This window comes from Kitasatospora sp. NPDC089913, from assembly GCF_044748625.1.
Taxonomy (GTDB): Bacteria; Actinomycetota; Actinomycetes; order Streptomycetales; family Streptomycetaceae; genus Kitasatospora.
This window is the reverse complement of record NZ_JBIVGI010000003.1, coordinates 70,166-90,953: the sequence shown is the minus strand read 5'-3', so window position 1 is coordinate 90,953 and position 20,788 is coordinate 70,166. Positions and strand designations below refer to the sequence as shown.

Annotated in this window: 21 protein-coding genes; 9 read left to right on the top strand and 12 right to left on the bottom strand. The window is 73.3% G+C overall.

Going from position 1 to position 20,788, the window contains the following annotated elements; all coding sequences use genetic code 11:
- Nucleotides 1-192 precede the first annotated feature (192 nt).
- The 5 genes from ACIPYS_RS06970 to ACIPYS_RS06950 all read right to left on the bottom strand — a co-directional run bounded on the left by ACIPYS_RS06970 (nt 193) and on the right by ACIPYS_RS06950 (nt 6,099).
- Nucleotides 193-2,007 carry a hypothetical protein gene (locus ACIPYS_RS06970; protein ID WP_400744153.1) on the bottom strand — a complete coding sequence of 605 codons (1,815 nt, stop codon included), beginning with the start codon at nt 2,005-2,007 and terminating at the stop codon, nt 193-195.
- A complete protein-coding gene (locus ACIPYS_RS06965) occupies nt 2,004-3,068 on the bottom strand; it encodes an ATP-binding protein (RefSeq protein WP_093863723.1) in 1,065 nt (354 codons plus the stop codon). The genes ACIPYS_RS06970 and ACIPYS_RS06965 overlap by 4 nt, the downstream gene beginning before the upstream one ends.
- A gap of 180 nt (nt 3,069-3,248) precedes the next feature.
- Entirely contained in the window at nt 3,249-4,649 is a 1,401-nt protein-coding gene (gene lysA, locus ACIPYS_RS06960; protein WP_400744149.1) for a diaminopimelate decarboxylase, read from the bottom strand.
- A gap of 75 nt (nt 4,650-4,724) precedes the next feature.
- Complete coding sequence (locus ACIPYS_RS06955) at nt 4,725-4,931, bottom strand: hypothetical protein (protein ID WP_093863722.1); 207 nt, start codon at nt 4,929-4,931, stop codon at nt 4,725-4,727.
- Nucleotides 4,932-5,178: 247 nt separating this feature from the next.
- Nucleotides 5,179-6,099: an SMP-30/gluconolactonase/LRE family protein gene (locus tag ACIPYS_RS06950; protein ID WP_400744717.1), complete on the bottom strand. Its 921-nt coding sequence runs from the start codon at nt 6,097-6,099 to the stop codon at nt 5,179-5,181.
- 91 nt (nt 6,100-6,190) lie between these two features.
- Here ACIPYS_RS06950 and ACIPYS_RS06945 point away from each other — a divergent pair, with 91 nt between their 5' ends.
- On the top strand, nt 6,191-6,631 hold the full coding sequence (locus ACIPYS_RS06945) for an Lrp/AsnC family transcriptional regulator (RefSeq protein WP_093865389.1): 441 nt from the start codon (nt 6,191-6,193) through the stop codon (nt 6,629-6,631).
- A gap of 214 nt (nt 6,632-6,845) precedes the next feature.
- Here ACIPYS_RS06945 and lpdA read toward each other — a convergent pair whose 3' ends face one another.
- Entirely contained in the window at nt 6,846-8,261 is a 1,416-nt protein-coding gene (gene lpdA, locus ACIPYS_RS06940) for a dihydrolipoyl dehydrogenase (RefSeq protein ID WP_093863720.1), read from the bottom strand.
- Nucleotides 8,262-8,589: 328 nt separating this feature from the next.
- Nucleotides 8,590-10,095 carry a M28 family metallopeptidase gene (locus tag ACIPYS_RS06935; RefSeq protein WP_400744714.1) on the bottom strand — a complete coding sequence of 502 codons (1,506 nt, stop codon included), beginning with the start codon at nt 10,093-10,095 and terminating at the stop codon, nt 8,590-8,592.
- A gap of 229 nt (nt 10,096-10,324) precedes the next feature.
- Between ACIPYS_RS06935 and ACIPYS_RS06930 the strand changes: the two genes are divergently transcribed.
- The 3 genes from ACIPYS_RS06930 (at nt 10,325) to ACIPYS_RS06920 (ending at nt 12,637) form a co-directional block, all read left to right on the top strand.
- The gene (locus tag ACIPYS_RS06930; protein ID WP_093863718.1) at nt 10,325-10,504 is read left to right on the top strand and encodes an antitoxin; all 180 of its coding nucleotides are present in this window, start codon (nt 10,325-10,327) and stop codon (nt 10,502-10,504) included.
- A gap of 260 nt (nt 10,505-10,764) precedes the next feature.
- Nucleotides 10,765-11,250 (top strand): cation:proton antiporter regulatory subunit, encoded by a 486-nt coding sequence (locus ACIPYS_RS06925; protein WP_093863717.1) that lies wholly within the window; start codon nt 10,765-10,767, stop codon nt 11,248-11,250.
- 7 nt (nt 11,251-11,257) lie between these two features.
- Nucleotides 11,258-12,637 carry a cation:proton antiporter gene (locus ACIPYS_RS06920; RefSeq protein WP_400744144.1) on the top strand — a complete coding sequence of 460 codons (1,380 nt, stop codon included), beginning with the start codon at nt 11,258-11,260 and terminating at the stop codon, nt 12,635-12,637.
- A 67-nt stretch (nt 12,638-12,704) separates the two neighbouring features.
- On the opposite strand, the gene ACIPYS_RS06915 is transcribed toward ACIPYS_RS06920, so the two are convergent.
- On the bottom strand, nt 12,705-12,914 hold the full coding sequence (locus ACIPYS_RS06915; protein WP_400744141.1) for a hypothetical protein: 210 nt from the start codon (nt 12,912-12,914) through the stop codon (nt 12,705-12,707).
- A gap of 74 nt (nt 12,915-12,988) precedes the next feature.
- Here ACIPYS_RS06915 and ACIPYS_RS06910 point away from each other — a divergent pair, with 74 nt between their 5' ends.
- Together ACIPYS_RS06910 and ACIPYS_RS06905 are read left to right on the top strand one after the other, a co-directional pair.
- Nucleotides 12,989-13,651 carry a TetR/AcrR family transcriptional regulator gene (locus tag ACIPYS_RS06910; RefSeq protein WP_093863715.1) on the top strand — a complete coding sequence of 221 codons (663 nt, stop codon included), beginning with the start codon at nt 12,989-12,991 and terminating at the stop codon, nt 13,649-13,651.
- Nucleotides 13,648-15,090, top strand: coding sequence for an MFS transporter (locus tag ACIPYS_RS06905; protein ID WP_400744139.1), 1,443 nt, complete (start codon nt 13,648-13,650; stop codon nt 15,088-15,090). The genes ACIPYS_RS06910 and ACIPYS_RS06905 overlap by 4 nt, the downstream gene beginning before the upstream one ends.
- A 71-nt stretch (nt 15,091-15,161) precedes the next feature.
- Here ACIPYS_RS06905 and ACIPYS_RS06900 read toward each other — a convergent pair whose 3' ends face one another.
- Nucleotides 15,162-15,767, bottom strand: a complete 606-nt coding sequence (locus tag ACIPYS_RS06900) for a TetR/AcrR family transcriptional regulator (RefSeq protein WP_093863713.1) — start codon at nt 15,765-15,767, stop codon at nt 15,162-15,164.
- A gap of 90 nt (nt 15,768-15,857) precedes the next feature.
- Here ACIPYS_RS06900 and ACIPYS_RS06895 point away from each other — a divergent pair, with 90 nt between their 5' ends.
- The 3 genes from ACIPYS_RS06895 (at nt 15,858) to ACIPYS_RS06885 (ending at nt 18,484) form a co-directional block, all read left to right on the top strand.
- On the top strand, nt 15,858-16,301 hold the full coding sequence (locus ACIPYS_RS06895; RefSeq protein ID WP_400744135.1) for a DUF4345 domain-containing protein: 444 nt from the start codon (nt 15,858-15,860) through the stop codon (nt 16,299-16,301).
- A gap of 152 nt (nt 16,302-16,453) precedes the next feature.
- Nucleotides 16,454-17,644 carry a HEAT repeat domain-containing protein gene (locus ACIPYS_RS06890; protein ID WP_400744133.1) on the top strand — a complete coding sequence of 397 codons (1,191 nt, stop codon included), beginning with the start codon at nt 16,454-16,456 and terminating at the stop codon, nt 17,642-17,644.
- A 498-nt stretch (nt 17,645-18,142) separates the two neighbouring features.
- Nucleotides 18,143-18,484: a ferrous iron transport protein A gene (locus ACIPYS_RS06885; protein WP_400744130.1), complete on the top strand. Its 342-nt coding sequence runs from the start codon at nt 18,143-18,145 to the stop codon at nt 18,482-18,484.
- A 256-nt stretch (nt 18,485-18,740) separates the two neighbouring features.
- Here ACIPYS_RS06885 and ACIPYS_RS06880 read toward each other — a convergent pair whose 3' ends face one another.
- The 3 genes from ACIPYS_RS06880 to ACIPYS_RS06870 all read right to left on the bottom strand — a co-directional run bounded on the left by ACIPYS_RS06880 (nt 18,741) and on the right by ACIPYS_RS06870 (nt 20,759).
- Nucleotides 18,741-19,607 (bottom strand): alpha/beta fold hydrolase, encoded by an 867-nt coding sequence (locus tag ACIPYS_RS06880; protein WP_400744128.1) that lies wholly within the window; start codon nt 19,605-19,607, stop codon nt 18,741-18,743.
- 115 nt (nt 19,608-19,722) lie between these two features.
- On the bottom strand, nt 19,723-20,538 hold the full coding sequence (locus ACIPYS_RS06875) for a hypothetical protein (protein ID WP_400744125.1): 816 nt from the start codon (nt 20,536-20,538) through the stop codon (nt 19,723-19,725).
- 20 nt (nt 20,539-20,558) lie between these two features.
- Entirely contained in the window at nt 20,559-20,759 is a 201-nt protein-coding gene (locus ACIPYS_RS06870; RefSeq protein ID WP_093863708.1) for a hypothetical protein, read from the bottom strand.
- Nucleotides 20,760-20,788 lie beyond the last annotated feature (29 nt).

Genomic DNA, 20,788 nt, shown 5'->3' with positions numbered 1-20,788 from the left:
TCCGCCGGGGGCCTCCCGAAGCGGAGGGGGTCCACACGGGGTCCAACGGGGTCCAACGGGGTCCAACGGGGTCCACACGGGGTCCACGCGGTGTTCCCGCACCCCGCCGACCATCGCCGGACGTCGCAAGCGCGGCTCGCGAGGCGGGCTGCCCTCCACGGTGCGGGCCTTCTCGCCCGAGCCGCTCGACGATCAGCCGGGAGCGTCCCGGCTCATCCGGAACACCGGGCCGCGCGCCGTGAACGGCAGCACGGCACCGCGCGGGACGAGGAAGGCGTGCTCACGGCGCAGCCTCAGCACGTCGCACTCGCCGTCGGTGATCACGAGCACGGGTGCGCCGGGCGGGAAGTCCTCGGCCCGCTCCAGCAGGTCGATGCCCGGCTGGAGCACGGTGCCTCCCCGCCCGTGCACCCGGAGCCGCCCGGCGATCTCCTCCACCGGGAGGTACCCGGCGTCGTGCGCGGCGGCATCGCAGTGCACCACCCGCGCCGCCGGTACGTCCCGGGCGGCGGCGTAGGAGGCGATCGCGCCGAGCGCCTTGCCGAGCAGCGACCGGTCCATCGAACCGGAGGTGTCCAGGACGACCCCGAAGGTGCAGCGCGGCACCTCCTCCTCCGGGTGGTGGCGGCCCGCCCTGGGGATGTCCGGCGTGGCGGACTGCCGGCGCGCCGGGCGGGCGTAGCTGCGCACCGGCTCCGGCCGGGGCACGAACTCGTCGAACCAGCGCGCCAGCAGCGCGTCCCACGGCAGCGGCGGGTGGGCGAGGGCACGGACCTCCTCGACCAACCCGGCCGGCAACAGGCCGCGTTCGCGCCCGTGCAGCTCGAAGCCCTGCTGGAGGCCGCGCCGGTAGAAGTCGTCGAGGTCCACGAAGTCCCGCGGCGGTCCCAGCCGTTCGCCGAGGACGTCCGGGCGGTTCTTCCCCGCCAGGGTGGCGAGGCGGCGGATCCGGCGCCGGTCGCGGACGATCCGGTCGTACACCTCCTCGGCCGACAGCCCCTTCAACCGCGGGTCGTGCAGCAGCCCGTCCGGCATCTCGCCGACGCCCATCTCCAGCAGCCAGCCGTTGATGACGTAGTCGGCGGCGACGTTGAACAGGAACGGGTCCCGGCCGCCGCGGCGCTCGCCGTGCCGCAGGGCGGCGTGCAGGATCTCGTGGCCGAGGACGAACCGCCACTCCTCGTCGGAGTAGCGGCGCAGCGGGTTGACGTAGATCTCCCCGACCTCGCTGTCGACGGCGGCGACGGCGATGTCGTGGGCCCGGGCCAGTTCGGCGTCGGCCACCACGGTGAGGCCGGCCGCGACGACGCCGAGCAGCGGGTACGAGGAGACGAACCAGTTGAGCGCCCTCGTCCAGGGTCGCTCGGGGAGGCGTTCGCCGGTATCGGCGTCGAACCGTCCGCCGGCCCGGTCCATGGCGGCGGACATGGTGCGGGTGAGCGCGGCCGCGAACTCCACCGTCCAGTCCTCGGGCGGCCCGTGGCCGCGCCACTCCAGCAGCAGTTGGTCCTGCTCGGCGGTTCCGGCCGTTCCCGCGGTCCCGGCGACCGCGGGCGCGGGCAGGCCGTCGCGGCGCCACCGGGCGGCCAACTCCTCCTCGCCGCCGCCCGGGTACTCCTGCGGGAGGACGACCGGGGCGCGGCCGACCGGGAAGGTGGCGAGGAAGCGGTTGACCACGGTGCAGCGGGCGGCGGACTCGAAGGCGTCGGGCCGGGTCCGGGTGCCGCGGGCGCCCGGGAGGTGGCCGAGGCCCAGGTGCAGCAGGGCGTGCGCCAGCACCCAGGCCCACTCCTCGGGTTCGGCCCGGCGGCGCGGGTTGACGTGCAGGGTGCCGTTGGAGTCGGCGACCACCCAGCCGTCCGGCGGAGCGGCCTCGCAGTCCTGGGTGCGGCAGATGTCGGCGCGCAGGGCGGCGAGGGCCGGATTGCGGCGGAGCAGCCGGACACCCTCCGCGAACGCCTCGGTACCCGGGTCCGGCTCCCCGCGGTCGGCCCGGGCGCGCCTCACCGGCGGGCCTCGACCAACCGGGGCATGTCCCGGGCGGCCTCGATCAGGAACCAGGCGGGCAGCACCGGAATGCCGTCCGCACCGTCGGCGATCACGGTCCGGGCGACCTCCACCGAGATCTCGGCCAGCTGGACCAGCAGCGACTTCGCCCGGAACGCCGTCTGCCGCTGCGCCCCGGAGGCGTGCTCCTTCTGCGCGGGCAGTTCCTTGACGAGTCGGCTGCGGAAGGCGTCGGCGAGGTAGTAGAGCAGGTCGCGGTCCTCCACCCGGTGCGGCCAGCGCGCGTCGCCCTTGAGGATGGCCTCCAGGCCGTAGGAGTTGCGGACGATCTTCGCGTAGCCGCAGAAGGCGATCGCGTGCTGGGCGGTGAGCAGCCCGTGGGCAACGACCTTGAGCGTCCCCTCGTCCAGGGTGGGCCCGAAGGAGTGCAGCGCGTCGGAGAGCATGTGCCAGGCGCGCGGGGTGGAGAACGGCTCCTCGGTCTTCGGCGGCGCGGACCACAGGTGGTCGGGCCGGTCGGTGAGGTGGTCGACGATCCAGGGGTGGATGCCGGCGCCGCCCGCCCAGCGCAGCCAGTCCTCGGCACTGGCCCGGAGATGGACGTGGACCATGCGGTTGACCAGGGCGGACGCCATCGGGCGGGCGAGCGCGCCGTCGGTGGCACGGTTCCCGGCGCCGATCACGATCGAGCCGGGCGGAAGCTCGTAGGAGCCGATCCGGCGGTCCAGGATCAGCGAGTAGAAGGCCTTCTGGACGTCCGGCGACGCCGCGTTGAGCTCGTCCAGGAACAGGCAGTAGGGCTGGTCGCGGGCGATCTGCTCGGGCGGGCAGAAGCGGGAGCGGCCCTCGGGGGTGAGCTGCGGCACGCCGATGAGGTCCTCCGGGGCGAGCTGGGTGCCGACCAGGCTCACGCACTCCAGACCGAGTGCCCCGGCGAACTCCCTGACCAGGGAGGACTTCCCGATCCCCGGGGCGCCCCAGAGGAACACCGGGCGGACGGTGGCCAGACCGAGCAGCAGTTCGGGGATCTGGGCGGGCGAGACGCTGACTGCACCCTGCACGGGGCTCCTTCGCGGCGACGGTGCGTGACCGGCCCAGTGTGCGGCGGGAGTCGGCCCGGGCGCACCTGGATTTCCGGGCCCGGGAACGGATCCGCTCCCGGGCCCGGCGCGCCGGTCGGTCACCGGCACAGCGGCCGTCGAAGGGGGCAGCGGCCCCCCACGGAGTCGGCGGCCGACGAGTCAGCGGCCGACCTCCCGGGCGCGGAAGTCCTCGACGGTCTCCCGCCGGACCAGCAGCCGCAGCCGCCCCTCCCGCACGGCGGCGACCGGCGGCCGGCCGACCAGGTTGTAGCCGGAGGCCATCGAGAGCTGGTAGGCGCCGGCGGCCGGAACGGCCAGGAGGTCCCCCGGGCGCAGGTCGGCCGGGAGCGCGGCCCCGTGCACCAGGACGTCACCGGCCTCGCAGTGCCTGCCGACCACGTCGAAGGTCGCCGTCGGGCCGTCGGCCGGCCGCCCGACCGTCCGGACCTGGTAGGCGGAGCCGTAGAGGGCGGGGCGCGGGTTGTCGCTCATGCCGCCGTCCACGGCCGCGAAGGCCCGTCCGTCCGTGCCGCGCTTGACCGACAGGACGCGGTAGAGCGCCACCCCGGCCGGAGCCGCGATCGCCCGGCCGGGCTCCAGCAGCAGCCGGGGGACGGCGAGGCCGTGTTCGGCGCAGCGGGCGGCGAGCCGGGTGGTGACTTCGGCGGCGAACCGGTCCGGGTCCAGCTCGGCGTCCCCGGCGAGGTAGCGGACACCGTGGCCGCCGCCGAGGTCGAGCTCGGGAAGTTCGACGCCGTGCCGGTCGCGGATCTCGGCGAGGAGCCCGACCAGCCGGTCGACGGCGGCGAGGTAGGGTCCGGCCTCGGTGATCTGGGAGCCCAGGTGGCAGTGCAGGCCGGTGAGCCGCAGGCCGGGCTGGCCGAGGATCCGGGCGACCGCGTCGGCGGCGTCCCCGCCGTCGATCCGGAAGCCGAACTTCTGGCCGTCGACGCCGGTGCGCACCGCGCGGTGGTGCCCGGCGGCGACCCCCGGCAGGACCCGCACCAGGACCCGCTGCGGGGCGTCCGGCCCGGCCAGGGCGGCCAGCCGGGGGATCTCGGCGGCGCCGTCGACGACGATCCGGCCGACCCGCAGCCGGCGGGCGAGGCGCAGTTCCTCGGGAGTCTTGGCGTTGCCGTGCAGCAGGACGCGCTCGGGCGGGAAACCGGCGGCAGCGGCCAGGCGGAGTTCGCCCGCGGAGCAGACGTCGAGGCCGAGTCCCTCCTCGGCGGCCCAGTCCACCACCGCGCTGCACAGGAAGGCCTTGGCGGCGTAGCAGACCTCGGCCGTCGGCAGGGCCCGGCGGAAGGCCCGGGCGCGGTCGCGGAACTCCTGCTCGTCGAGGACGTAGAGCGGGGTGCCGAAGCGGTCGGCGGCCTCGGCCAGCCCGACACCGCCGATCAGCAGATCGCCGTTCGGACCGGGGCGGGCGGAAGCGGGCCACGGGCTGCCGAGCGGAGCGGCGGGCGACGGGGAGGAGTGGGAGGTTCGGGAGGCACGGGAGGACTGAGTGGGCCGGGGGGACTGGGGGGACTGGGGGGTGCGCAGGGTGGTCGTCACACGGTGCTCCTGGTCGGAACAGAGCGGAAGGGGAGGGCGGCGTTTCGGCGGCTCGGCAGGCCTGCCGACGGGTGCTCAGTCCTCGTAGTGCATCGCGTGGCGGCAGTGCGCGGAGCCCGCCCGCCGCTCCTCGGGCGCGCGCTCCGCCACCGTCGCGGCGGCCGCGCCGGACCCGGGGTCGAAAACGGTGCCCTGCAGCAGCCGGCGCAGCAGGGCCTCGTCGGCGGCGCCGGACAGCCGGCGGTTGCGGGGGTCGTCGGAGATCACCTGGAACTCGGTCATGACGGGTCGTCGTCCTTCCGGTCGCGGCGGGGCCTCGGCCGGTCCCGCTCGCAGCTCCAGTCCACCCCCGCCGGTCGCGTTCCGCACCGGCTCTTGACGCAGGGCGTACGCGAACCGGCCCCGCCTTGACGGCACCTTGACGGGGGCGGCGGTCCGAGCGGGGGTGGACCCGGAGCTGCGAGCGGGATCCACGCTCCACGCGGGGTCCGCGGCCCGGTGCGACGCGGCACGTCGCACCGGGGCCGCGTCAGGCGCGGCGGGGGACCCGGTGGGCGCCGGTCATCGAGGTCACCAGCGAGTACAGCGAGGTGGTGGCGGTGATGAAGAGGCGGTTGTGCTTGGGACCGCCGAAGGTGAGGTTGGAGACGGGCTCGGGGACGAGGATGCGACCGATCAGGGTGCCGTCCTCGGCGTAGCAGTGGATGCCGTTCTCGAACGCCGCGGCCCAGAGCCGTCCGTCCCGGTCGAAGCGGATGTTGTCGAAGCGGCTGTCCCCGCCCTCGATGTGGACGTCACCCCCGCCCAGGGTGCCGTCCTCGCGGATGTCGAAGGCACGGATGTGCCCGGCACGGCTGTCGGAGACGTAGAGGCGCCGCTCGTCGTGGGAGAGCAGGACCCCGTTGGGGCCGCGGAAGCCGTCGGCGGCGAGCTGGACCTCGCCGCTGCCCGGGTCGATCCGGTAGAGGTTGCAGGCGCCGATCTCGCTCTCGGCGGCGTGACCCTCGTAGTCGCTGGTGATGCCGAAGTCCGGATCGGAGAACCAGATCGCCCCGTCCGAGCGGACCACCGCGTCATTGGGCGAGTTGAGCCGCTTGCCGCCGTAGTGGCTCGCGAGGACGGTGACGGTCCCGTCGTGCTCCGTCCGGGTGACACGCCGGTTTCCCTGCTCACAGGTGATCAGACGGCCCTCGCGGTCGAGGGTGTTGCCGTTGCTGTGCCCGGCCACCGGACGGAAGGTACTGATCGCTCCGGTGGCCTCGTCCCAGCGCAGGATCCGGTCGTTGGGGATGTCGCTCCAGACCAGCTGCCGCCAGGCGGGCAGGTAGAGCGGACCCTCGGCCCAGCGGCAGTCGCCGTGCAGCTGCTCGAGCCGGGTGTCCCCGTAGGTGCAGGGGCGGAAGCGGTCGTCCAGGATCTCGTACAACCCGAACTCGATATGACCAGACATCATTCATGTCCTATCGCAAACAGCCGAATGTGATTCCGATGATCATGAGTATGGCAGGACCAGGTATGGTTCTGCCATGGCGATCGAAAATCTGGACGACACCGACCGGGCCCTGGTGGCGTTGCTCCAGCAGGACGCGGGCCAGGCCTACGCGGCACTCGGCCGCGCCGTGGGGCTCTCCACCGCCGCCGCCCACGAGCGGGTGCGCAAACTGCGCGAACGCGGTGTGATCCGCCGCACGACGGTGGAGGTCGACCCGAAGGCGCTCGGCCTCGGGGTGCTGGCGTTCGTGATGGTCGACTCGTCCGCGTGGATGGGCGAATCGGCCGGGGCGTTCGCCGCGATCCCCGAGATCGAGGAGGCCCACATCATCGCCGGCGCCGCGTCGGTACTGGTCAAGGTGCGGACGCCGACGACGGAGCAGCTCCAGGACGTGCTGCGCCGGCTCTACGCGATCGAGGGCGTCAACGGGACCCGGGCCACCGTGGTGCTGGAGTCCTTCTTCGAACGGCCGCCGTCACCGGCGCTCTGATCGCCACGAGCGGCCGGACCTGCCGCCGGCGCTCCGGCGCTCCGGCGACCGCCACCGCCACCGGCACCGCCACCGGCACCGCCACCGCCACCGGCCGGACCGGTCACCAACCGGACCGGTCACCGGCCGGACGCGTCACCGGCCGCCGGAAACACGACGGGTCCGTCCGGCGGGAGGATCCCCGCCGGACGGACCCGGCTGTTCAACGGGCTGATCACATGTTGATCATGTGACCGGCCAGCCCGTGGATCGCCTCCTTGACCGCCTCGCCCAGCGTCGGGTGCGCGTGCACGTTGCGGGCGACCTCGTGCACGGTGAGGTCCCACTGCTGGGCCAGCGTCAGCTCCGGCAGCAGCTCGGTGACCTCGGGACCGATCAGGTGGGCGCCGAGCAGCTCGCCGTGGGTGCCGTCGCTGATGACCTTGACGAAGCCGATCGGGTGCCCGAGGCCGTGCGCCTTGCCGTTGGCGGTGAACGGGAACTTGGAGACCTTGACGTCGTGCCCCAGCTCGCGGGCCTGCGCCTCGGTGTAGCCGAAGCTCGCGATCTGCGGCTGGCAGTAGGTCGCGCGCGGGATCATCGCGAAGTCCACCTCCATGGTCTCCGCGTCGCCGATCGTCTCGGCCGCGATCACGGCCATCGCCTCGGCGGCGTGCGCCAGCATCAGCTTGGCGGTGACGTCACCGATGGCGAAGATGTGCGGGACGTTGGTCCGGCCCCGGCCGTCGACCGCGATCGCGCCCCGCTCGGTGAGCTTGACGCCGGTGTTCTCCAGGCCGTAGCCGTGGACGCGCGGCGCGAAGCCGATCGCCTGGAGGACCTTGTCCGCCTCCAGGACCTGCTGCTGCCCGTCCTTGGCGGTGACGGTGACCTTGACCTTGGCGGCCGGGTCCTTGTCGTCGATCGAGTCGACCCGGGTCGAGGTGAGCACCTGGATCCCGAGCTTGCGGTACTGCTTGGCCAGCTCGGCGGAGACGTCGGCGTCCTCCAGCGGCACCATCCGGTCGAGGAACTCCACGATGGTGACCTGCACGCCGTAGTTGTGCAGCACGTAGGCGAACTCGACCCCGATCGCGCCGGCACCCGCGATGACGATGCTGCCCGGAAGGTCCTCGGTGAGGATCTGCTCCTCGTAGGTCACCACACGGTCGCTCAGGCTGGTGCCGGGCAGCAGCCGGGTGCTGGCACCGGCGGCGATGATGCAGTGGTCGAAGGTGACGACCTCGAAGCCGCCGCCGTTCAGGGCCACCTGGAGGGTGTGGTCGTCGACGAAGGTGCCGCGGCCGTCGTACTCCGTGATGCCGTTCTTCTTCATCAGGTAGTGGACGCCCTTGACCCGGCCGTCGGCGACGGTGCGGCTGCGCTTGAACGCCTCGCTGTAGTCGAAGGTGACCTTGCCCTCGACCTTGATGCCGAAGGTCTTGGCCTCCTTGGTGAAGATGTGCGCGAGTTCCGCGTTGCGCAGCAGGGCCTTGGAGGGGATGCAGCCGACGTTCAGGCAGACCCCGCCCCAGTACTTCGACTCCACGACGGCGACCTTCAGGCCGAGCTGGGCGGAGCGGACAGCCGCGGTGTACCCGCCGGGACCGGCTCCGAGAACGACGACGTCGTAGTGCGTGCTGCTGCTCATGGTGCTGATTCCTCCGAGGGTGTCACGGTGTCGTGCTCTCGCCGTCCATGGTGTCAGGCCACCGCTCCGCGCACTCGGCGGACCCCCGATCGCCCGGCAGCGGGACCCGTCCTGGCGGGATTCCGGCGGAGTTCGGTGGAATTCGGCGGGATCCACCAGGATTCAGCGGGTGCAGCGCGGCTCGGCGGGGTTCGGCGAGGGCCGACATGCGTGCGGCCCCGCCCCCCGAGAACGCGGGGGGCGGGGCCGGTGGCGAGGCAGGCCCCGGTCGGGGCCGCCCCGGGGCGATCAGGGCTGTTCTGCGGTGATCAGCGGTGATCAGGGGTGATCAGGACGCGACCTCGTGGGCGTGACCCTCCTGGAGGCCGCCGCCGCTGCCCACCTGGCCCTCGGTCTGCTTCGGCGCGACGGGCGCGGTCAGCGAGGAGAGGTCCCAGGCGTAGCGGCCGACCGCGTTGGCGATGGCGTCGATGTTGAGGTCGAAAGCGGCGAGGTCCAGGTTGTCCAGGTCGTCGCAGGCCTTGTGGTAGCACTTGTCGAAGGCGACCCCGGCGGTGCCGCCGTACCTGGCCGCCTGCTCGGCGCTCTTGATCACCTCGGCGCCGGTGTCGGTGCCGCCGGACGGGATGCCCGCCTCGATGAACGGTCCGTAGTCGGAGCGGCCGGTGAAGTCGGTGCCCTCGTGCGGGACGCTCCAGTCGTCGAGGAAGTCCGTGATCAGACGCTCGATCTGGGCGGAGCCCTCCGGGCCCGGGCCCGAGCCGACGTGGTCGGAGTCGTCGCCGTCGTAGACGAACTGGGCCGAGTTGGGCGAGGCGATCATGTCGAAGTTGAGGTAGAGCCGGATCTTCTTCTTCTCGGCCTCGGAGAGCGAGTCCACGTACGCCTCGGAGCCCTTGAGGCCGAACTCCTCGGCGGACCACCAGGCGAACCGCACCTTGTTCTTGACCGGCCGGGTGCCGAGGTTCTTGGCGACCTCGAGGATGCCGGCCGAACCGGAGCCGTTGTCGTTGATCCCGGGACCCTCGACCACCGAGTCGAGGTGGGAGCCGACCATGACGACGTTGTTCGGGTCCCCTCCGGGGGTCTCGGCCAGCACGTTCCAGGTCTTGCGCTTCTCCATGAAGGTGCGCAGGTCCAGGCTGACCGTGACCGGACCGGCGGCGGCCTTGGCGACGAGGGCCTCGCCGGCCGCCTTGCTGGTGCTGCCGACCGGGAGCCGCCCGGCGTCCGGCTCCCCCAGCGTGCCGCTGAGGTCGGCGTCGGTGTTGTTGTACACGACGGCGGCGGCCGCGCCCGCGGCCGCCGCGGCCGCCTGCTTCACCGCGAAGCTGCAGCCGCCGCGCTTGATCAGCGCGACCTTGCCGGTGAAGACGCCGGCCGCGTAGTCGGAGGCCTCGCAACCCGTGGTGTCGTCCACCGGGACGACCGCGAGCTGGGCGGTGATGCCGCCCGCCGGACCGCTGAGGGAGTACGTCATGGCCTTCAGCGGCACCGTCTCGGCCTGCGGGGAGACGACGGCGAACTTCTCCGAGAGGGCCTGGAAGAAGGTGTACTCGAACTCCTGCTTGGAGAGCTTCAGCCCGGCCCGGCGGGCCTGGTCGTAGACGTACTGGGCGGACTGCTCGTGACCCCGGGCGCCGGCCACCCGGGTGCCGCCGTTGCGGTCGGCGAAGCGCTGGAACGCCTCCAGGGTCCCGAAGGCGTCGTCGGCGTCACTGCCCGCGATCAGTCGGGCGGCCAGCTTCGCGCCGTTGCGGGCCGGGTCGGCGTCGGCGGCGGCACTGCCGGTACCGACCAGCAGCAGCGGGGTCACCAGCGCCGCGACCGCCAGTGCGGCGCCCGCCGTCCTGCGGGTCGGGGCGGCCTTGGAACGGGGTGCGGTGGCCGGGCGACCGGTCCGAGCGTTCAACGTGAGTCCTTCCGACAGTCTGTGGGTCTCCCGATTTGACATGCTCCGGGACGTCTTGCCAACCCCGGCGCGAAAGCTGACCGGATGCGGACACCCGGGTCTGCGGCGATCCTGGAGGAGGTGGGGCCGTCTCTTCCGGGAGTGTGACCAGATGTCCATGTTGGATAAGCTCAAGGGCCTGCTCAAGGGCCATGAGGACCAGGCCGAGAGGGGCGTGGACAAGGCCGGCGACATGATCGACGAACGGACGCAGGGCAAGTACAGCGGCCACGTCGACACGGCGCAGGACAAGATCAAGGACCAGCTGCGGGACGACCGGCCGCCGCAGTAGGCCCACCGCGTCGACCCCCCGAGCTCCAGAACCGCGGACCGTCACGCAGTCACCCGGTCCGCACCGGGCCCGTGCCCGCGCCCTTCGGCGCCCGCACGGGCCTGGTCGCATTTTCGGACTTTACATACTCATTACTATTGATCCGGTTGCGCGTTCGCGTCCTGTACGCGGTCAGGCGCCGGTGTTCTCCTGCCCCGGTGCGCCCGGCCTCGCGTCCGCGCACCACCGAGGGAACCCCCCCTGACGAGAGGACAGCCGCCGTGTCGATCGCCCGTGTCCGAACCACTCCGCTGCCCGGTGTCGGCGTCCAGTACGACCTCACCACCCGAGAACAGCGGCACCTGTCGGTGATCGCGCACCGCGACGGCTCACGCAGCCTCAACGTCTACCGCTCGGACGACCCCGACGCCTGCTCGCAGGCGTTCCGGCTGACGGCCGAGGAGTCCGCCGCCCTGGTCGACGCCCTGACGCCGGCCCACCACAGTCCGGGCCTGCTGCACACCACCGACCTCGGCCTGGTCGCCGAGCGGCTCCCGGTCGACGGCACCTCGTACTGGAACGGGCGGCTGCTCGGCGAGACCAGGATGCGCACCGAGACCGGCGCCTCGATCGTCGCCGTGCTGCGCCGCACCGGCGCCGTCCCCTCGCCCGCACCGGACTTCCGGCTGGCCGGCGGCGACACGCTGATCGTGATCGGCACCCGCGAGGGTGTGGACGCGGCGGCGGCGATCCTGGAGAGGGAGTGATCGGGGGGTGCACACCGCCACCGTCTTCATCGAGCTCGGCTCGGTCATCCTCGTCCTCGGACTGCTCGGCCGGATCGCCGGCCGGTACGGCTTCTCACCGATCCCGCTGTACCTGCTCGGCGGGCTCGCGTTCGGCACCGGCGGACTGCTGCCGCTGAGCGCCAGCGAGGAGTTCGTCGCGACCGGGGCCGAGATCGGCGTCGTCCTGCTGCTGCTGATGCTGGGTCTGGAGTACACCGCCGCCGACCTGGTCACCAATCTGAAGGCCCAGTACCCGGCCGGCGCGGTCGACTTCCTGCTCAACGCGATACCCGGCGCGATCGCCGCGCTGCTGCTCGGCTGGGGCCCGGTGGCGGCCGTGGTGCTGGCCGGTGTCACCTGGATCTCCTCCTCGGGCGTGATCGCCAAGGTGCTGGGCGACCTCGGACGGCTGGGCAACCGGGAGACCCCGGTGATCCTCAGCATCCTGGTGCTGGAGGATCTCGCGATGGCGGTCTACCTGCCGATCCTCACCGCCCTCCTGGCCGGGGCCGGCCTCGTCGCCGGCTCGATCACCCTCGCCATCGCGCTCGCCACGGCGGGAGCGGTGCTCTTCGTCGCGCTCCGTTACGGCCGGCTGATCTCCCGTTTCGTCTCGCACGACGACCCGGAGAAGCTGCTGCTGGTGGTGCTGGGGCTGACGCTGCTGGTCGCCGGCATCGCGCAGCAGCTCCAGGTGTCGGCGGCCGTCGGCGCGTTCCTGGTCGGCATCGCGCTCTCCGGCGAGGCCGCCGAGGGCGCGCACACCCTGCTGAGCCCGCTGCGCGACCTCTTCGCGGCGGTGTTCTTCGTGTTCTTCGGCCTCAGCACCGATCCGACCAGCATCCCGCCGGTACTGCTGCCGGCACTGCTGCTGGCCGCCGTCACCGCCGTCACCAAGGTCGCCACCGGCTACTGGGCGGCCCGACGGGCGGGGATCGCCACCCGTGGACGGTGGCGGGCCGGCGGGGCGCTGGTGTCCCGGGGCGAGTTCTCGATCGTCATCGCCGGGCTGGCCGTGACGGCCGGGATCGAGCCCGGGCTCGGGCCGCTGGCCACGGCGTACGTGCTGATCCTGGTGGTCACCGGACCGCTGGCCGCGCGGTACACCCAGCCCGCCGTGGAGCGGCTGGGCGCGGTGGTCGCGCGACGGCGGGGCACCTGGACGCCGGAGGCGCGAGTGGGCGCGACGGGCGCGGTGGTTGCGAAGGGCGCGGTAGGCGCGGCGGGCGGGAGTGCCGCCGAGCCGGCCGCCGGGGCGGCGCTGCCCCCGCAGGCTCCGGAACCGGAGCCGGTGGAGGACTCGCCGGACGCCGAAGGCGCGCTGGAACCCGGTCCCGGTCAGGCCCTGGACGGACTGTCACGCTGACCCCGGGGCGCCCGCGCCCGTAGGACGCCGACCCCCGGCGCGCCCGACTCCCCCGCCCCCGGGCGGCTCACCTCAGGTGATCCGCCCGGGGGTTCTCGTTGTCCTGCCCCTTGGTCCCGTCCGTGCCGCTCGTCCTGCTCGCCCTGCTCGTACCGTCCGTGTCGTCCGTGCCGGCTGCGCAGTACTCGCAGGGGCCGGGGCCCGGCCGCTCGCGCACCCGTCCGCAGTCCTCGCACACCCGGTCCAGCCAGCAGGCCGGTTCGCCGCCCTCGTCCATCCGGCGATTGTGCCCCCGGGGAGACCGGGAGCGCGAGTAGACAGTGTCTACTCGATCTTGATAGACACATCCCCATGACCGAACAGGACAAGTCCGTGGGCCTGCGCGCCCGTCTGGTCGCGGCCGGGGTCGAACTGCTCGCGCTCGAAGGCGTCCACGCCCTCACCCTGCGCGAGATCGCCCGCCAGGCCGGGGTCTCGCACGGCGCCCCGCGCAGGTACTTCGCCACCCACGCCGAACTGCTCGCCGCCATCGCCGGACACGGCTTCGGCGAACTGGCCACCGCGCTCGGCCTCGACGCACCGGCGCCCGCCTCCGCCCCCGCCGCCGATTCGGCCCCCCTCTCGGCCGCGGCGGCACGGGCCCGGCTCGACGACCTCGCCCGCGGCTACCTCGCCTTCGCGGCCGAACAGCCGGGCATGTTCGAGCTGATGTTCCGCCACGACGTGCTGGAGGGCAGCGGCGCCGAGCTGCGCCGCACCTCGCTCCCCCTCTTCGAGGCCGTCACCCGCCTGGTCGCCGTGATCCGCCCGCCCGCCGGGGAGGGGGACGGGGGCCGGGTCGGCGACGGGGGCGCCTCGCCGCCGACCGTGGCGGCGGCGGCGCTCTGGGCCAATCTGCACGGCCTCGCCCAGCTCCGCGCCTGGGGCAGTCTCCGCCTCGCCACCGGCGGCGACAGCGTCGAACCCCTCCTCCGCGCCACCCTCGACGCCCACCTCGGACGGGACGCAGGATGACGCCCGCCCGCACCCAGCGCCTCACCCTGGTCGGCAGTGTCCTCGGCGCCGCCGTCGTCGCCCTCGACGGCACGGTGCTCACCGTCGCCCAACCCAGCCTCCGCCGAGACCTGGACACCTCCCTGGCCGCCGTGCAATGGACCAGCACCGCCTATCTGGTCACCGTGGCCGCCCTGCTCGTGTTCGCCGGCCGGCTCGGCGACCGGTTCGACCACCGCCGCGTCTTCGCCGTCGGCGCGATCGCCTTCGGCGCCACCTCGGCGGGCATCGGTCTCGCCCCCGGCATCGGCTGGGTGATCGGCCTGCGCGTCCTCCAGGGCGTGGCGGGCGCTCTGCTCCAACCCGCGACCCTCGGACTGCTGCGGGCCGTCTACCCGGCCGAACTGCTCGCCCGGCCGATCGCCTGGCGCACCAGTGCGATCGGACTCTCGGCCGCCGCCGGCCCCTTGATCGGCGGTGCCCTGACCGACCGACTGGGCTGGCGGTCGGTCTTCTTCCTGACGGTCGTCCCCGCCGCGGTCGCCGGGGTCTCGGCCCTGCTGGTCCGGCTGCCCCCGTCGGCCGCGGGGGCCTCCGCCGACAGGCCGACCGGTGCCGACGGCGCTGCCCCGGCCCCGAGTGCCGGGCTGGACCTGCCGGGCGCCGGACTGCTGGGCGGCGCGCTGGCCGCGCTCGTGTTCACCCTCGCCGAGGTGCCCGAACACGGCCCGTCCCCGGCCGTCTGGCTCGGACTGGCGGCCGCGACGGCGCTCGGCACCGCCTTCCTCCGCCACGAACGGCGGACCCGGCACCCGCTGCTGCCGCCGACCGTCCTCCGGGCCCCGACGGTCGCCCCCGCGCTGGGCGTCCTGCTCACCGCCTCGGCGGCCCTCTTCGGCAGCCTGTTCCTCGTCACCTACTTCCTCCAGGACGAACTCGCCCTCGACCCGCTCGCCTGCGCGCTCCGGGCGCTGCCGCTCGCCCTGGCGATGGTGCTGGCCGCGCCCGTCTCGGCGGTCCTGGGCCGACGGTACGGCCCGCGCCGGACGGTGGTGGCCGGGATGTCCTCGCTCACCCTGGGGATCCTCCTCGCCTCGGGGTTCCGCCCGGACACCCCGGTACTCGTGACCGGCGCGGCATTCCTGCTGCTGGGCGCCGGTTTCGGGGCGGTCATGGCCACCGCGACGACGGCGGTCGTCCGCGCCGCCCCGCCCGGGGCCGCCGGGGTCGCGGGCGGGCTCCAGCAGACCGCGATGAACATCGGTCCCGCTCTCGGCGTGGCCGCCGCGACCACCCTCGCCGCCGGCCGCCCACCGGCCGAAGCCCTCACCACCGCCCTGGTCGTCCTGGCGGTCGTGGCCGCCACCGGCGTGCTCCTCGCCACCCGCCTCCCGAACAGCACCACCCCGGCCGGGGCCGCGGCCGTGCCGGCGTCCGCGCACCGGGGCCGGTGGCGCTGACGCCCCGTCGCGGGCCCGGCAAGGCCCGACCGGCTGCGGCGGGCCGGCCCGTGCGGCCCCGGGAACGGCGCCTACGCCCAGTCGGGTGCCGGGTCGACGGGGAACAGGGGGCGCAGAGCGCCCACCGCGGCACCGATACAGGTGTCACGGAGTTCGGTACGACTGCAGGTCTCGTGCGCGAGCCAGTCCACGCAGAGCACCTGGACGAACACGAGCCAGGCCTTGAGCGCCGCGGAGACGGCGTCGTGGGTGCGCGCGTCGGCGAGCGGGAGCACACCGAGCAAGCGCGACCGAAGGGCGTCCAGCTCGTCGGTCATGATCGTCCCGATGACGGGGTCGCCCGCCAGATCGCGGTTCGCCGCCAGGACCGCGTGGCGGTTCGCGAGGAAGTAGTCGAGGTGGGTGTCCAGCCCCTGGGCAAGCTGCTCGACGAGCGTGGCACCGGGATCGATCCGGGTCGCCTCCAGCAGCCGATCGGCGGCCTGCCCGTAGACCGCCGCGAAAAGGGCGTGCTTGCTGGGGAAGTGACGGTAGAGCAGCGCCCGGGACACCCCCGCCTGCTGCGCCACGTCCTCCATCAGCACCTCGGCATAGGGGGCGGCGGCGAAGAGCCGGGCGCCGACACCGAGCAGTTGGGCGCGGCGGTCGGCAGGAGCGAGACGTTGGCGGGGCGGCACGCGCCCAGCCTACTTGACACGTGTCAACCGCGCGGGACTAATCTGGAGCGGGCCTAAGTAGACACACGTCAACCAGTGGGGTGGAGTCACATGGCAAGAACGCTGCGCCTGCTCGCGTGGGCGACCGGCCTCGCCTGCACCGCCATCGGACTGTTCCACGTGCTCGCGGGCAATGCGGCGATCCCGGGCGAGGCCGATGCCGGTGCCACCGTGGACAGCCTGGGCCGGTTCTTCGGCGCCGTCTTCGCCGGGTACGGCCTGGCGTGGCTGTGGGCGGCCCGACAGGATCCCGTACCCGCGCGCCCGGTGCGCCTGCTCGCGGCGGTGTTCCTGCTGGGCGGCGCGGGACGGCTGCTGTCCCTGGCCGTGCTCGGGTGGCCGCACCCGTTCCAAGTGGCGCTGACCGTACTCGAACTCGCACTCCCACCGGTCTGGTTCCGGCTGGCCGACTCCGACGAACGGGCCCACCGGCAACGGCAGCCGACCACCACCCCGGCCGCGGCGGCGCCCCGTCCCACCGGGGAAGCAGCCTAGCCCGACGTCCATCCCTCTCGTGATCCTGTCCGACGGACAAGCGATCTCGACCGCGTCGGAGGCTGGTGATCCATCGCACGGTGGTGGTGAACAGCACCAGGCCTGCCGGAAAACCGTTCGCTCTCCCTCCCGTTCTCCCACACAATCGACCAGTGGATCTACCCTTGCTGCTTGCTGCTGTCGAACGCGAAGACGACGACGCGGCGCTCGAACTCCTCTACGACGCCACTGCGGACGACCTGGCCGGCGATGCGGCGGTGGCCCTGCTGGCCGCCGCCGCGAGGGCCGGGCGGCAGAGGATCGTCGACCACCTGGTCCTCTGGGGCGTGGACGTGAACCGCCCATGGGACGGCGGTGTGGACCCCGTGACATGGGCGGCCGAGAACGGCCGGTACCGGGTGCTGGAAGCCCTGCTGTCCCGCAGCAAGGACCCCCTGGGCAGCGACAGCCCGCACCGGCGCGCGCTGCGCACCGCACGGGGAGCCCTCTCGTCAAAGGCGGGGACAGGGAGCGAGCCGCCGCCCGCGCACTGGGCGGTCGTCACCGACCTGGAAGCCGCCCTGGGCGTCCACCACTCGCCGGACGAGCTGATGGCCCGCGCCCTGGTGCACGCCGACCCCGACCACGACGACTGGTTCGCCTCCGTCTTCCACCTGGGGCTCCGGATCGACCGGGAAACCTTCGACTGGGCCCTCGCAACAGCCCAGGACACATCCGACCGCGACCGCAGGCACTTCGCGCTCGACACGATCACCCATCTGGGAATCGGGCTGAGCCTCAGCATGGACGAGGACATCACCGAACTCCCCTTCAGACGCGAGGCGGAGGACTTCCTGCGCCCGCTGCTCAGCAGCGAGCAGGATCCCCGTACCCTCTCCACCGTCATCGCCGCCTTCGCCGAACACTGCTCCGGTGACACGATCCCGGCGGTGCTGCCCCACGCCGACCACCCCGACCCGCATGTCCGCATGACCGTCTCTGCGATTCTCCGCACCCGTACGACCGAACAGCGGGAAGCCTTTGCCGCCCTGACTCGACTGGCCGACGACCACGTATCGACAATCCGGACCATCGCCCTCGGGTTCCTCGCCATGAGCACCGCCGACACCCCCGCGCTGCGCGCCGTCCTCGCCGCGCACCTGGCGGACCCGTGCTTCGATGCCAGGCTCGAAGCCGCCGCAGGCCTGGCTCTGCGCGACGACGAACGCGGCCTGGCGACCCTCGACGTGATCCGCTCCGGCATCAAGAACATGAACAGCCCAGGCTGGGGCCGCCTCTCCGACCTCACCCACCTCCTGCGCGCGCGTTCCGAAGCGGCCGGAGCAACCACCCAGGACCACTGACCGCCCCTGGACACGACCACGTGGCAGCCTCGCACCGGTCAGGATCGCCTGTCAGCGGAGTGCGCCACGGGCTGGCACACGAGCGCAGGTGAAGACCTCCTCCGCCGGGCCGTCTCAGCGGTTCGGGGAAGCCGGGGGCAGCCTGATCCGGGGAACGCCGGGGAGGGCGGCAAGGAAGCCCCGGCAACGGCAGGACGTGCCGGGACCACCGGGCGGTGCGGGTCCGTCCAGCGAGGCCGGACGGTGCAGGGAGGTCGGACATCAACACCGGCCGAAATGCCGACACCCTCCGGACCGGCCTCGGCCGGCCTCCCGGTTCCACGAACCCGCACCCCCACCCGCTACGACCTGGACCTGCTCCTGACCATCGGCGAGCCCTGCCACGGACTCGCCCACCACCAGGTCGGCACCAGGCCACGGCGCACTGGAACAATCACGAGCCCGGAGCCCGTTCCTCAACCACTGGAACGGTGCGGCCCTGGGCAGGAAGACGGGCCCATGACCATTGACACCGACCCTTGTCGAGATTTCGGAGCCGTCGAGCGGGTCCTTGCCGACAGTCCGGGCCGGGAGTGGCCGACGGATGCACTGGCTCGGGGCAGTCGAGTGCTCGTGCTGCGTGACGCCACGTGGGACGGGCCGTGGAAACGTGAGTTCCGGGGCACGATCGACGGTCTCACCGTCCCGTTGCCCGTGCAACATCCTCACGCCCTTGCCGGCGAGTTGGCCTACTGGGTCCGCTTCGACGAGCCGGAGTTCGACAGCGACGGAGCCGGCCCTTACCGCAAGGCCTTGATCTGGGGCCGCTACCTGAGGCCGGATGTTTCGGCCCAGCGGTAGGACACGCGGTACTCGTCCGGGCCGACCTCCACATCGGTCGATCACGATCCCCCGTCTGCGGTCGGTGAGGGCAGAACGGGCGGGACGGTGCGGCCCGTTGGGCCGGATCGCGTCGGTGGGAGCCGGGACGCGTGGGAGGACGACCAGCACGACGTTCCGGGTGCGGTCCGGGTGGCGTTCGAGGTCGAATCAGGCCCGGCAGGTCCAGTCGGCGGATCTCCGTACGGGTGGCCGGCTCCCCCTTCGCGTTACGCAGCTAGCCTCCGACGGCGGCCCGGACGAACCGTCGGAGGTGGGCGCGCACCAGGTCGGGCTGCTCGAGCCAGGGCTCGTGCCCCGCTTCCTCGATCCGGGTCAGCGGAAGGCCCAGCCGGAGCGCGAGCGACTCGAGGGCCGACACGGGGCGGGGGTCGTCGACCCCGGCGAGGAGTTCGGCCCGCGCCGGCAGGCATGCGCGCAGTTCGGCGAGGTGCCCGTCGAGCGGATCGGCGCGTCCTTCCGTTCCGAGTTCGGCATTCATGGACCAGTTGACCGGCCGACGCCGCCGGGCGCCCTCGGCCGCCCAGCGCCAGCCGGGTTCGGGGTCCGAGTGATCGGTGAACCAGGCCAGGGTGAGCAGTTCGACCTCCTGTTCCTCCGTACGGTGCGGCAACTCCTCCAACTCGCGGAGCCGCTGCCGCTGGGCCGCGGACATCCGGCGGCCGCGCTCGGCCCGCTCCTCGGTACGCCAGTCACCGACGAACGGCCCGCACATCAGCAGCACGGCGCGCACCCGGTCCGGGTGCCGCAGACAGAACCGGCTCGCCAGACCGGTGCCGTAGGAGTGGCCGATCAGCACGGCCTCGGACAGCTCCCACGCGTCGAGGAGTTCGGCGAGGTCCTCGACGTGCCGGGCGAGGGAATGACGACCCCGCCAGCCGGATCGACCCGTGCCGCGCTGGTCGTACCGGTACACGGGCGCGAGGTCGGCGACCATGGGGGCGAGACCGCCCAGATAGTCCGGCAGGCCGGGACCACCGTGGAGCAGAACCGCGGCCGGCCGCCGGGTCGTGTCCCCCAGGGCCTTCCAGTGCACCTGCGCCCCGTCGGTCAGCGACACGAGGCCCTGCGTCGTCGGAGTCACCGCTCGAAGGCTACCGGTGTCGCTGACGCTGCGCCAAGGTCGTGCTTCCGGCGGGGAGATCGGGTCGGAGTTGTTGGATCCGGACGGTGGGACCGGAGTGTTCGGCGGGTCGGGTTCAGCGGCGGACGAAGTAGGTGGCGGTGTCGCGATTGCCGAGCCAGCGGAGGGTGAGGGGGCAGCGGGAGAGTGGGCGCCAGTGGGTGGTCAGTTCGGTGAAGAAGTCCCGGTCGGCACAGAGGCCGCCGGGGCGGTCGCCCAGGTACAGCAGACCCGGCCCCCGGTAGGCGCGCAGGGTGTCGGCGGCCATCGGGTCCCGGTGCGGCGGCCAGAGCATGGTGAGCACCCGGTCGGGGTGGGCGGCGGCGTCCGCGGCGGCCCGGCCGGGCCGGACCTCGGTGTACTGGAAGCGGTCGGTGAAGCCGTTCCGTTCGGTTCGGGCCTCGGCGTCGGTGGCGAGCACGTCGACACCGCGGGCCCGCAACAGCCAGGCCCAGTAGCCGCTGCCCGCGCCCACCTCCAGCAGGCCCCGGCCGTCCAGGCAGGTCGTGATCCAGTCCAGGGCGGTGCGGGAGGCCAGGGCCCAGCTGTAGACCCGGGAGAGCTCCTGCCGCCGGGGCAGCGCGGGGCCCGTCCCGGCGGGCAGGTGGTCGAACACCTCGACGACCGGTCGCGCCCGGCTGCCGTGGCGGAGTGCCGGGTACCACAGCAGCGGCACCATCTGCGGGTTGTGCGCCGCGAACTCGACGTCCCGCTCGGGCAGCAGGTCGCCGAGTTGCCGGAACGGCCGGCCCCACCCGGGGTGGTGCAGTTCGTCGCGGTCGGCCCAGAGGCGGATCAGCCGCTCGGCCGTCCCGGCGACCATCAGGGCGGTGGGGTCGCCGGCGACGGTGCCCGCCCCGGGGTGCCCGGGTGCGGCCGTCGGCTCGGTCATGGGTGGAGTCCGGTGCGCGGTCAGAGTGCCATGTGGTCCTGGACCGCGAGCCCGTCGGAGCCGTCGACGGGCTGCCCGGACAGGGCTATGTGCGCCTCGACGACGATGCCGGGAGCGGTGCGCGGCTCCTGGACCGCGCTGACGCCGCTCACCACGGCGGCGGCCGCGAGCGCCGCCGTGGCGGCACTGATGAGGGCGGTGTGACGGCTGTTCGGTTCCATGGCGCACGCTCCGGTCTCGGCGGTCGATC